Here is an 11,452-nt window from a genome sequence, read left to right as displayed (position 1 = left end):
CGTCAGATGCGGCGGCACAGCGGCAACGCGGCGGCAGTGAAGGCGGCGGCCTGCTGCCCGACCAGCAGCCGGGTCTCACATGAGGCTTGGATCGCGGCCTGCTCGAGCGCCGCCACGGCCGCGTCCAGCTCCTCGACCGTCGGGGCGGAGACGCTAATGAGACCGGTGTAGCGCAGCACGCCGTGGCCGGCGGTCAGATCGGCCTCCTGCTGGAGCACGTCCTGGTACTCGGCCGTTTGAGCGGCGTCTTCGATCTGCCCGATTTTCGCCCGTTGGGCATGGTTGGAGATGTTCTCAACCTTCTTCTTGCGGATGTCCCGGGCGGCTTGGTCGGAGCGCATCGGGGTGCAGATCAGCGAGAAGCTTCGCTGGATGCCGGTGGAGAGCAGTACCGGGGATAGGAAGCCGGGGTAGACCATCGAGCGCGGCCACTCGGAGACCCACAGCACCGCGTGGTGGGCCGAGTCGGTGCGTAGCCTCGTCCAGGATTCGTTGACGGCGACGGGGCCGGCGGTGGCGAGGTTCTGCCCGAGTTCGCCGTGGCGCGCCAAGGTCGCGGCGATGGCCGGGTCGTACGCACCGCGGAGGATGACCGCGATCTGCCCTGGGGTCAGCCACCCCGATGGGGTCAGGTCGGCTGAGCGCAGGGCGGCGACCAGCGTGCTCATCTCTTGTCGGAGGACGGCGGCGCCGCCGCGAATGCCACTGCCGGCGGTCCTGATCTGCCGGGCGGCGTTCTTTATGTCCAAGCTCAGGGACAGCGTGGTCGCGTGGCGTTCCCCGGCCGGGCCGGCCCGCTCGATGAGTTCGGCGTAGGTGGTGGAGGCCCAGGAGTCATCGTCGGTGCCGTGGGTCGCCCACCACTCGGCGAGCCCGGTCCCGGAATCCGGCAGCGTGCGCTCCAGTACTTGGAGGGTGGCGATGCGCCCGGATCGGCATACGGTGGCCAGGACGCGGCCCCAGGAGGTGACCCGGCGTTCCTGCTCACCCGGGTCGAGCAGCACGAACGCCGGATGCGACACCTCACACACCACCGTCAACGTCTGCTGGTGAGGGTCGTGGATCATCCCGGCGTTCGTTTCTGGGTCGGTGTACTCGCGGAGCCGGGACATGTCGCCGGGCAGCGCGAGGGTCCCGGCCGGGCGTGGTGTCACGATCCGCCGCCGGTACAGGAGCTGCCCGCCGGTGGTGCGCCAGAGCCACCAGAACGCGACCGGCAGCCACTCCACTGCTGGGCGCCCGGCGATGGGTATCCAGGTCAGGGCGGCGGCGGGCACCCAGACGGGTGCGGTGTAGGCCAGCAGGATGCCGCCGCCGGCGTAGAGAGCGCCGACGATCGCAAGGATGCCGATAGCCAGGGTGATGAGCTGGGCCAGCGACAATCCCAACAGGATGCCGCGGCGGGTGAGGCGGGAGAATTTGACCGGCACCAGCTCCGACGACACTGTGCGTTCGTTCTTCGTTGTAGACACGACCGCTCACTCCTTCCCGGTCGGCTTGGGCGCCGGCGGCGGCTGCTTCGGCGGACGCGGAGTCGGCTGCGACGGCCCCGAGGACGGGGTCTTCGGTGCAGAAGTGGACGGCTGCGGTTTCTGCGCCGCTGGCGGTGGCGTGCTTCCGGTCTGAGCGGCGGAGTCCGTGGCGGTCTCGCCTTGGCCGCCGAGGGCTTTGCCGGCCTTGGGTCCGGCGGTGGCGGCGTCCTTGGCGACTTTCGCTGCCACAACTGCCGCCGCGGCGGGACCGGCCGCCGCGCCCGCACCGGCGCTTGCCCCTGCTCCGCCGCTCGCGCCAGCTCCCACGGACCCGCCTGCGGCGGCTTTGCCTCCTCCAGCCCCAGCGGCAGCTTTACCTCTGCCTGCTCCTGCGGTGCTCTCAGAGGCCTGGGATGCGGGGTTCTTCGGCTGGGGCGGATTCTTCTCACCCCCACCTCCGCCGCCACCGCCGCCACCGGTCTTGCTGCCCTCACCACCGCTGTCGAGGACTTTCTTCGGTCCGTCGCCGGCCGGCTTGGTCGGCGTGGGGACGGGCCGGTTGAGGGCGTTCTTGGCGTCCTGCTCGGACCCGATGGCGTGGTACATGTCGAAGCCGACGAACGACAGGAACTTGTACGTGAGGTAAGGCGCGAAGGCGGCCATCGCCATGAGCACGATCCCGGCGATCGGGTCACTGACCGAGGACAGGTCCCCATCGATCGGCGCAGACACCTGCGTGATGGCGACCAGGAACATAACGACCAGGACCAACTTCGAACAGATCAGCGCGATGACGAACATGGCCCACTTGCCGATCCAGCCCCGCGTGGCATCCCACGAGGCTCCGGAGAACGCGAGCGGTGCGAGCACGATCGCGACCAGCAGCAGGGCTTTGCGGACGAGGAGGGAGAGCCAGACGATGGCGGCTGCGGCGATGGCGAGGCCGGCGAGGAAAATCGTGATGATCGCCCCCACGCCCGGTGCGGCGATGTTGATTCCGACCAGCCCGGCGGCGAGCAGGGTGATCTTGTCGCCCATGGACTCGGTGGTCTCCCCGGCGGCCTGGATGATCCCGATGCAGAGTTGATCGACGATCTCCAACAGCAGCGCGGTCAGGGTGATGACGACGAACGAGCCGAGCACGGACTTCGCCAAGCCAAGTGCGGCGCGGGACAGGGCGGTGGGGTCGCGGCGGATGAGTCCGGTGATGAGCTGGAGGCAGAAGAAGATCAGCATCACGAAGACCGCGATGCCGAACAGGATGTTGTAGACCGCCACGTACTCCTCACGGGTGACGTCTACGAGGGTGGTGGTGTCGAAGACGGACCAGACGGCCTCGAACAACCAGCCGGCCGCGGCGCCCATGGCTTGGGCGAGCCAGTCGAACGGCGCCGCGACCAGGGACGCGGCGGCTTCGCCGGCGGTGTCGCAGACGGACGAGATGATGGGGACGTCGCACACACCCACCGCAATCACTCCTCAGATCGAGTTGGTGGGTGGGTCAGACCTGCTGGCCGACGTCCCAGAAGAAGTTGATCAACGTGACGGACGCGCCGCAGATCACTGCCGCGCCGCAGGAGACGAGGACGCCGACCTTGCCCCGGCCCGCGAGGTGGGGGTTGGAGGAGTTGGCGCCGAAGCCCCACACGATCGCCGAGATGATCAGGGCCAGGACGGACAGGATGAGGCCGATGGTCATGACGGCGCCGACGATGGTGCGCAGTTGGGCGATGCCGGGCAGGCCGTCGCTGTTGGGGTCGATGTTGATGTCCATCGGCATGAGTGCTGGCAGGACGGTGATGAGATCGAACACGGTGGGTCTCCTGACGACCGGACCCGCCCGAGAGGCGGGGAACGCGGATGGGTTCGTCGGTCAGGTGCACCGTCCGCCCCACGACGCAGCGGACGCCACGGGTTCGAGGGTGAGTGCGGAGGTCAGAGTTGCTGGCCGAGGTCGATGAGCCAGTTCATCCACGCCACTCCGCCGCCGGCCAGGACCGCGGCGCCGAGGGCGGTCCAGGCGCCGATACGTGCCTTGGTGGCGGCAGCATGGTTGCCGTTCGCGGCGGCGATGGCCCAGATGATGGCGCAGACGATGAGCATCAGTACCGCGGTGATGAGCACGAAGGTCAGCAGTGCACCGATGACCTCGCGTAGGTCACCGATCCCGCTCAGGCCCTCGAAGTCGGGGAACACATCCATGCCGCTCAGCTCCCGGACCGGACGGTGACGTGCAGGTGGTCGATGTGCTTGGTCGTGATATCCGTCCCGCGGGTGTAGTCGCGCCATCCTTCGTCGTCGCGTGCGAGGGACCAGATCTTGTCTTGCCAGATCAGGTAGTCGACGCCGAGGGCGTCGGCGTGGTCTTTCATCCAGTTCGTGACCTGCCACCCGGCTTCGAGTTGCGCTGGTGTGGGGCGTTGGCCGATGGCGTTGCCGAACGTTAGATCGCAGGCGCGGCCCAAGGGGTGTTCGGAGACCGTGCCGGGTCGCGGTGAGTAGCAGGCCCAGGAGGAGTCGGGGAAGGTGGCGTTGCCCTGGGTGTAGAGGTGCAGGAGGCGGGCGGTGATCTGCCCGTCGCTGGTGGGGTCATCGACCATCCGGTCAGGGTCACCGTCGACCGGATCGGGCGCGCCGCCGGGAGTCTCGGTGCCGGTGTCGCAGCCGGCCGGGGCGTAGGTGGCGGGTTCGGGCAGGTCGGCTGCATCATGCGCATTGAGCCAGGCAGCTGGGTCGGTGTGCTCGCCGTTGGTGCCGCCGGGTCGGACCTCGAAGTGCAGATGCGGCCCCGTGCTGTTGCCGGAGGAGCCGACATCACCGATGTGCTGGCCCGCGGTCACGGTGTCGCCAGGTTGGACGTGGATGCCGGTCTCCCACATGTGCCCATAGGCCGTCGCGACCGTCTGCCCGGCGATGGTGTGTTCGATGACGACAAGGCCGCCGTAGCCGCCGGAGAACTCGGCGACGGTGACGGTGCCATCAGCCACCGCGAGAATCGGGGTGCCGTCGGGGGCGGCGAAGTCCGTGCCGGTGTGGACCGACTCTTCGCCGGTGATTGGGTGGACCCGCGGACCGAACTCGCTGGTGAGCACCCACGTGGCTTCCGGCAGCGGGAACACTACGCGCGAGGACTCCGCCACCGTCGCCGCTGGAGTCACGGTGTCGCCGGTCGACGTCCCCGCATTGACGGCGTTGGCTGTCGTGGTGGTGCTCGTGAGGGTGGTCAGGATGGTCTCGGCGACGGGCTCGTAATTCCGGTAGCGGTCCGGATGGGCGGAGACTTCGACGGCTTGGGCGGCCTCGCTTTTGTCCATGTCCTCCCACCCGGGAATGTCCAACAGTCCGCGCGGTGAGGGGTGGTTCGGGCCGTCGGGTCCGCCGAAGAACGCCCGAGCCTGGTAGACGGGGTCCATGAGGTTGGCGACCGTGCCCCACCCGGACTGGGGACGCATCTGGAACAGGCCGAGGCTGTCGTTGTCGGAGCCGTCGCCGTCGTTGGGGAAGTCGGCTGACTCGGGGTAGGTCGAGGTGTTGGACAGCATCCGCAGGGTGGATTCGGTGAGCGCGGCCATCAGGGCGATCACCAGCCCGTCGCGGGTGATGCCGTCGATGCCGGTGCCGGTCTCGATGATTGTCGCCGCGTGCGTGAGCTGGGTGTTGTTCAGCGTGAAGGTCTCGCCGTTCGCGGTGGTGACCTCCAGCTCGTCGGGGACGTCGCCGACCGTGACGTTGGTGCCTGCCACGGTGCAGGAGGTGGTGACGGCGGGGTTCATCACCACCCCGACGCCGACCAACGCGAGCGACGGCGCCAGGAACACCAAGGCGAGGGCGGTAATGGCGAGTTTCTTCAGCACGAGCGATCACCCCGCCTATCGGAGGGGGTTGTCGAGTTCGGACAACCGCAGCAGGTGGCAGGTGTCATAACTCGGGCCGCAAACGATGAACACCGTGAACGCCACCGCGTGCTCGGACCTCACCGGTTCGTCGTTCCAGAGCCCTTCGCGGTGGCGGGTGCCCTCGATCGTGTACGCCACAGTGCCCGGCGCGAGCTGGCCCGGCTGCGCCTGCTCGACTGCCGTATCCCACGCGTCGGGAACGTAGGCGTCGTCGATGGCCAGGTGCTGGGCGGTGGCGTAATGGCGCAGCTCTACCCACGCCTCCCGGTTCGGCAGGTAGGTGGCGATGTCGGAGGCGAGCCCCGCCTGCTCGGCCCCCGAGGGATCGCCGACGGTGAGGATAACCGAGGTGTAGTCCAAGGGCATGAACCCGGAGGCGGTGTCCCAGGCGAACAGCGCGGTCGCGACGTTGCGGGCGAAGGTCTCCGGGTCGTCTGAGGCGGCCACGGTCGGCAGGCGTGGTGTCGTAGTCGGGACCGGATCGCTCGGTGCGGTGACGACTGGCTCGGGCTCGGTCCCGCCGTCGCTGCCTGGGTCGTGGGTGGGTGTTCCGGTGATGAGGCCGTAGACGCCGATCCCGGTCAGCACGAGGACCGCCACGGCAGCGGCGAGCACAGCGATCAGACGGTGGCGGGAACGAGAGTTAGTGAGGTCGGGAGTCTTCATGGCTGGTAGGTGCACCGCCGACACCCGAGCCCCGGGTCGGGGTTCAGAGGGCGCGCAGGTGTCCTCGCGCAGGTACGTGCTCATCGCCGTTGGCTTGCCGGGAGCGGGCGGCGCGCAGCTCTTCAGCGAACCGGGTCGTACCCTCAGCGGCCGCCAGGAAGGATTCGATTTGCTCGTCGGTGAGTTCGGCGGCGAGCTGGTTGATGTCGTAGTGAGTCCACCATTCGGTCAGTTCGGTCCAGGTCAGCACGAACGCCCGAATTGGATACCGCACCGGCTCACCGCCGTCGTCGGTTACTGGTTTGGGTCGGGGTGTGTGCTTCTTCGCTTTCGCGTTCTTGGCGCGCGCGAGGGCCTCGGCGGCGAGCTGATGGAGGTCGGCCTCGCGCTCCTGCTGCTGGGCCGCGGTGACCGCGGCGTGCACCGTTTCATAGATCGGATGCACCGGGGCGCCGCCGTCGATGCGCTCCAGCTCAGCGGTCACTTGTTCGCGCAGGTCGGCGGGCTGTGTGGGGTCGTCGGCGATCTTCTGGAGGTAGCCGATCTTGTCCAGGGTGGTGTGGGACGCACCGCCGGGGATCATGGCCGCCGCCTGCTCACGGCTCTTCCCGGGTGCTCCGTTTGACGGTGGTGCAAAATTTGCACCATCGTCACTTCCCGGCTGATTCTCCGCGCTGAACCGGGCCGAAGCCTGCCGACCGGCGGCGTCCTCGGCCATGAGCGCTTTCAATTCCCGATACAGAGCAGCCCCCTCGGTCTGGGTCAGTGGCTTGTGCAGGACGTTGTCGTCCTGCTCGGCGAGGAGGTACCCGAGCCGATCGGAGATGCCCGAGCGGACCCACACGTTGACTGTCTTCCAGCCGAGCGCCTTGATCGCTGCCAACCGGCGCGCACCACAGACGAGCACGCCGTCTGGGGTGGTGGTGATGGGTTGGAGGAGGCCGTCGCGGTCTATGGAGGCGGCGAGTTCGTCGATGTCGCCCAGCTCGGTGCGGTGCCGGCGCCCAACCTGGATTGAGGCGATGTTGCGTTCCAGTTCGATGTAACCCGCTGGTGTGCTCACGGCTCATCACCTCCGCGGTGTCCACTGCTGGCGCGGGGTGCTGCGAGGGAGATGGCGAGGATGAGGTCGTCGTCGCGCAGCAGCACCGACAGGGACTCGCCGATCAGCAGCCGCAGCAGCACACCCCGCCCGGCCGTAGTGGCGGCGTAGGCGGGATGGGGGTTGCCCAGCAGCGCCTTCAATAGGACCGTCCACGAGGCGCGCGGGATGTCGAGCAGCGCGCGGGCGTGCTTGTCGCGCCGCAGCGCCTCATAGGTCGCCTGGCGAGTCCCGGTCTTGGTCAGCGCACCGCATACATGCTCGACCCCCGCCCGCGCCGTGACTGGCGGCCAGCCCAGCAGGGCGAACAGCGCGATGGCGTCCTCGACCGCCGAACCGGCCAAGGTGCAGGCATGCGCCGACAACGACGAACCTTCGCCCTCGTCGTGCGTGGTCGGGGCGTCGCCGGTGACCTGGAACGCCGGATGGTAGTCCGTCAATGGGTTGTCCCGATCCGAGAAGCGTTCAGGGTCGTGGAACGCCGAGACATGCGGACGCCGTGCTTGGTGGACCGAGCACAACAGGCCTTGGGCGCGTTCTTCGAACACGCAGGTGATCCGCACCGCGTGCGTGACCACTGCCCACGGATCGACCGCGGTGCGGGCCGCTGTGGTGCGCATCACGTCGAACGCCGCGCTGGCGGCCTCCCACGGGTCCAACCCGTGTTTTCGCGCCAGGGGCGCGTACTTCTCCGCGGTGAAGGCCATCAGTTCCGCGGCGGTGGGGTCGTGCTCCCATGCACCCGGCCCGGCGGCGTGGAGCCGGTGCAGCAGTGCGCGTAGGCCCTCGCTGGTTATGAAGTTCTCGCCGCTCTCGGTCGTATTGTCGGTGGTGGTGTGCGTGTTCTCGGTCATGGTTGGGCACCTCCTGACAGGCAGGTGCGCACGCCGTCCCCACAAGCGACGTTCGCGCTGCGTGCCTCGGTGGTGCTCATGACCGGCTCACCTGCTCAGCTCATCCCGACCCCAGGCCGCGACGGACCGGCCGGAGCCGTCTGGCTGCGTCCGAAGGCCGACAGCGGCGGCAACCGGCGCGTCCGATCCCCGAGCCCCCGCAGACGCGAGGTCATCCCGGTGCGCGTGCGGCGGGCCAGCTCGACCTCGAAGTCGACACCGCGACCCGCCAGCGCGGCGCCGTGGCGGGCGAGCAGGTCCGTGGGCCGCACCCACTCCACACCCCGCGCCCGCCGACCCACGCGCTGACGCGCGTTCACAGTGTCGTCGCCGTGGCGGGCGACCCTCGCGGCCTGCACCGCCTCGGGTGTCTCGGTCTTCTCGACAGGCTCCGCGGCCGTGCGGTCGGGCTCCGGCTGCCGCTCGCGGGGTTCGTGCTGCTGCTCGTCGTGGTCGAGGTTCATGGGTTCGTCGCCTCCTCGGCATCCGTGTCTCCGGGGTCATTGAGAAGGTGCGCGGCGGCGAACCATCTGCCCACTGTGGAGGGATGAACGCCCAATTCGCGGGCGATCCTGTTGTTCGACCAGCCCCGCTGACGCAGCTTCTCCGCGCGCTCGCGCCGGCCCGGCCCAGCGGTGACCTGATGCGGGCGACGACCGCTCCCCAACGAGGACGCTGGTCGTGGTGCGTTGCCGTCCGCCGGCCTTGGTGCCGTGATTTCGACGCGCCCTGGCTCCTCAGCAACGGCGGCCAGGTGCCCTGGTGCCTGCACGCCAGGCGCCTGTTCGCGGGGCATGTGCTCCTCGGCAATGGGTCGAGTGAGGATGACGGTCAGGTGCGTGATCGCCAACAGCACCACCGGAGGCACCGCAGCCACCGCAGCGGCCAGCACACCAGGGACATTGGCATCGGCGGCGACCACGGCGTGCAGGGCGTTCGCGGTCACCGAGACCGTGGCGCCGCCGATCAAAAGGGCCCACGGATACCACGCCGACCGCTGCCCGGCCAGCGCCACGACGGCAACGGTGGCGACCACGATGATCCCGTCGACAATCAGGGGCCACGCCCACGCCTGCCCCGCACCGACCCCGGACCGGGCGGCCAGATCGGCCAGCGCCGTGAAACTGAGCCAGAAGGCGCCGGCGGCGATGAAGACCGTCCCCGCCACGGCCGTGACCACAGCCCAGCGCCTGCCCGTCTGCCTGTCGAGAACGCGCGTGGTCATCACAGCTCCCGCACCCTCGACGGCGACCGGCGTGTGGTGTCTCTGGCGAACCACCCGTCAACTGCCGGCGGCGATGAGCCCTGCACCGGTGACGATGAGTCCCGCGTGCGGGGGTGGGCGGTGCGGTACGCGGAGCGGATGGTTGCGGTGATCTCGCGCTCAACCAATCCCGCATCGGAAGCAGCCGCCGACAGCACATCCAGGGCATCGGAGGCCGGGACGTCGTTCTCAGCGAGGCGGCACGCCGCCCAGAACAGGCCCCGGTTGCGTTCCCCTTCGCCTCGGGAAGCGACCCACACCGCCAACCGCGACACATCCTGCTCCCGGGCCACATCGGGACTCGCCGGCCCGCGAGGTGTGGGGCGGGGGTCGAGGAAGTCCCGCAACCGGTCCGAATCCAACATCGAGGAAGGCCCGGTGTTGATCCGCCGCACCCGGTAGCCAGCAGCCGCACCGTTGCTGACCACCACCGAGGTTGGGACGAGGATGTAACCGCCGTCGCCGCGGAAGTCGATCCCGGCACTGGCCGCCTGCCACGACCGCTGAGCCTCGCCCAGTGTTGCCGGGTAGTAGGCGTGCATTCCACCCGACGGCGTGCTCACGACGAACTGCCACCCCGACACGAGCCCCGCACGATGCGCGTGCTCGAAGGCGCCGAACCCGTCCACGGGGCCGTGGACATCGACATCGATCACCACGACTCCCGAGGCGGCGCCGGTAGGGACGCCGATGTTCGCGTCCGGATGCTGCCGCCACCACGCCTCCACCTGGCCGGGGTCGGTGGTGTTGTGGTGGAAGCCGTGCTCGGTGAGCGGGCGCTTCCCGCCCGGAAAGCACGGGAACACCGGCACCCCCGCACTAGCCAGCTCACGAGCAGCAGCAGACAACGGCGACCCGCCGTCCATTCGTGTCAGCACACTCGCGACGGCACCGACGGTGGCCATCACAGCCGCCGTCCCTGCACCGCCGCCGCTGCCGACGCGCCGGCGGGCCGCGCACTCGGCTCAGGCAACGGCTCCACCCGCTGCCCCGGCGTCGACCGCTCCGACGCCGACCTCTCGCGTGCTGGCCGGTCGCGCTGCAAGGTCTCTCGGTCGAGGCCCGGCGGGGTGCCATCGGCGACCTGGTCGGTGTCGAGCTGATCGAGGACCGCCAGAGCGGTCTTACGGACCCGCTCACCGGTGGCCTTGACGATCTCGACCGGCTCCTTGCCATCCACCCTGGCCGCCCACGTCGAGACGTAGGGGATCGTGTAGCCGCTCGTGTCCATGCGGTGGGCGGCGCCGATCATCAACGCGACCGACTCGGCCTCGACCTCCCCGATCCCGCGATGCAGGCGCGCGTCCTCCTGGTCGGGGCCGTGCATGAGGACGTGACCGAGTTCGTGGGCAAGGGTCTTCGCCTGGGCGGCGGTGTCCATGTTCTGGCGCACCGCCACCGTCTTCGCGGCGTAGTCGGTCATCCCGTTGGCGCCGTGGATCATCCCTTCGTGCGGCACCCGCACCACCTCGAACCCGCGCTCCTCGACCAGCTCGGCCAGGCCGTCCCAGAGTCCTGCCGGGGAGTCGCCTTCGAGCAGCTTCGGTGCCGGCGCCTCAGGGAGAAGGTCACCAGAGGTCTGGGAGGCGTCCCAGACGTAGGCTGGGCGAGCCGCGATCATCTTCGACCGCACCACCTCACCGGGAAGGGGCTTCTCGCCCTTCCCGAGGCGCCGCCAGGATTCGGCATCGGCCGGGTTCGATGAGGCGAACCGGCCGGTGACCGGGGCGACGATCATGTACCCCGGCTGACCCTTCTGCACCTGCCGCCCCAGCGCCTGCCACTGCCGATACCCCGCCACATACGACGGCATCGGCTCCGGAACCCGGCCGGCCTCGTAGGCGGCCTGGTGCTGCGCCCAGATCAGAATCGAGTTCGAGAATGATCTCGCTCTGAACCGTGCGGCGAACGCGAGCGCCCGCCGCCAGTCGTCGCCGGAGACGAGCGTTTCGACCGCGCCGGTCAGGCGTTCGTGCAGCTCGTCGAGCTTGGCTTCTCTCGCTGCCTGAGTTTGCTCCCGTGTCTTCGTCATCGTCGCTGTCTCCTCCCGATACCATGAGCACCGGGCCGATCGGGCTCGGTGTTCATCAGGTGCGCCGGGAGCACCAACACGAAGACGGACAATGTGACCGTCAGGTGCGGCAATGAACCCGACGAGT

12 protein-coding genes are annotated in these 11,452 nt (G+C 69.1%); all 12 read right to left on the bottom strand.

All coding sequences use genetic code 11. From position 1 onward, the window contains the following. Positions 1–2 precede the first annotated feature (2 nt). The 12 genes from JOF43_RS18290 to JOF43_RS18235 all read right to left on the bottom strand — a co-directional run bounded on the left by JOF43_RS18290 (position 3) and on the right by JOF43_RS18235 (position 11,325). The gene (locus JOF43_RS18290) at positions 3–1,472 is read right to left on the bottom strand and encodes an SCO6880 family protein (RefSeq protein WP_209904472.1); all 1,470 of its coding nucleotides are present in this window, start codon (positions 1,470–1,472) and stop codon (positions 3–5) included. A 6-nt stretch (positions 1,473–1,478) separates the two neighbouring features. Beyond that, on the bottom strand, positions 1,479–2,939 hold the full coding sequence (locus tag JOF43_RS18285) for a conjugal transfer protein TrbL (protein ID WP_209904471.1): 1,461 nt from the start codon (positions 2,937–2,939) through the stop codon (positions 1,479–1,481). A 34-nt stretch (positions 2,940–2,973) separates the two neighbouring features. Beyond that, positions 2,974–3,285 carry a DUF6112 family protein gene (locus tag JOF43_RS18280; RefSeq protein ID WP_209904470.1) on the bottom strand — a complete coding sequence of 104 codons (312 nt, stop codon included), beginning with the start codon at positions 3,283–3,285 and terminating at the stop codon, positions 2,974–2,976. Between the two features lie 122 nt (positions 3,286–3,407). Continuing rightward, a complete protein-coding gene (locus JOF43_RS18275) occupies positions 3,408–3,674 on the bottom strand; it encodes a DUF6112 family protein (protein ID WP_209904469.1) in 267 nt (88 codons plus the stop codon). 5 nt (positions 3,675–3,679) lie between these two features. Continuing rightward, positions 3,680–5,326 (bottom strand): M23 family metallopeptidase, encoded by a 1,647-nt coding sequence (locus tag JOF43_RS18270; protein ID WP_209904468.1) that lies wholly within the window; start codon positions 5,324–5,326, stop codon positions 3,680–3,682. A 15-nt stretch (positions 5,327–5,341) separates the two neighbouring features. Then, positions 5,342–6,034, bottom strand: a complete 693-nt coding sequence (locus tag JOF43_RS18265; protein WP_209904467.1) for a hypothetical protein — start codon at positions 6,032–6,034, stop codon at positions 5,342–5,344. A 43-nt stretch (positions 6,035–6,077) separates the two neighbouring features. Next, positions 6,078–7,097 (bottom strand): ParB N-terminal domain-containing protein, encoded by a 1,020-nt coding sequence (locus JOF43_RS18260; RefSeq protein WP_209904466.1) that lies wholly within the window; start codon positions 7,095–7,097, stop codon positions 6,078–6,080. Next, the gene (locus JOF43_RS18255) at positions 7,094–7,990 is read right to left on the bottom strand and encodes a hypothetical protein (RefSeq protein WP_209904465.1); all 897 of its coding nucleotides are present in this window, start codon (positions 7,988–7,990) and stop codon (positions 7,094–7,096) included. The genes JOF43_RS18260 and JOF43_RS18255 overlap by 4 nt, the downstream gene beginning before the upstream one ends. A gap of 95 nt (positions 7,991–8,085) precedes the next feature. Further along, the gene (locus tag JOF43_RS18250) at positions 8,086–8,493 is read right to left on the bottom strand and encodes a hypothetical protein (protein ID WP_209904464.1); all 408 of its coding nucleotides are present in this window, start codon (positions 8,491–8,493) and stop codon (positions 8,086–8,088) included. Further along, positions 8,490–9,254, bottom strand: a complete 765-nt coding sequence (locus JOF43_RS18245; RefSeq protein WP_209904463.1) for a DUF2637 domain-containing protein — start codon at positions 9,252–9,254, stop codon at positions 8,490–8,492. The genes JOF43_RS18250 and JOF43_RS18245 overlap by 4 nt, the downstream gene beginning before the upstream one ends. After that, positions 9,254–10,201, bottom strand: a complete 948-nt coding sequence (locus JOF43_RS18240) for a bifunctional DNA primase/polymerase (protein WP_209904462.1) — start codon at positions 10,199–10,201, stop codon at positions 9,254–9,256. Before JOF43_RS18240 ends, JOF43_RS18245 begins: the two co-directional genes overlap by 1 nt. After that, positions 10,198–11,325, bottom strand: coding sequence for an ArdC-like ssDNA-binding domain-containing protein (locus tag JOF43_RS18235; RefSeq protein WP_209904461.1), 1,128 nt, complete (start codon positions 11,323–11,325; stop codon positions 10,198–10,200). The genes JOF43_RS18240 and JOF43_RS18235 overlap by 4 nt, the downstream gene beginning before the upstream one ends. Between the last annotated feature and the right edge of the window lie 127 nt (positions 11,326–11,452).

The organism is Brachybacterium sacelli, assembly GCF_017876545.1.
Lineage (GTDB): Bacteria > Actinomycetota > Actinomycetes > Actinomycetales > Dermabacteraceae > Brachybacterium > Brachybacterium sacelli.
This window is presented reverse-complemented; position numbering and strand designations above follow the sequence as displayed.

Excerpts from the sequence above, each read along its gene's own strand:
- JOF43_RS18275 (WP_209904469.1), bottom strand. The coding sequence starts at position 3,674 with ATGGATGTGTTCCCCGACTTCGAGGGCCTGAGCGGGATCGGTGACCTA.
- JOF43_RS18265 (WP_209904467.1), bottom strand. The coding sequence starts at position 6,034 with ATGAAGACTCCCGACCTCACTAACTCTCGTTCCCGCCACCGTCTGATC.
- JOF43_RS18255 (WP_209904465.1), bottom strand. The coding sequence starts at position 7,990 with ATGACCGAGAACACGCACACCACCACCGACAATACGACCGAGAGCGGC.
- JOF43_RS18250 (WP_209904464.1), bottom strand. The coding sequence starts at position 8,493 with ATGAACCTCGACCACGACGAGCAGCAGCACGAACCCCGCGAGCGGCAG.
- JOF43_RS18245 (WP_209904463.1), bottom strand. The coding sequence starts at position 9,254 with ATGACCACGCGCGTTCTCGACAGGCAGACGGGCAGGCGCTGGGCTGTG.
- JOF43_RS18235 (WP_209904461.1), bottom strand. The coding sequence starts at position 11,325 with ATGACGAAGACACGGGAGCAAACTCAGGCAGCGAGAGAAGCCAAGCTC.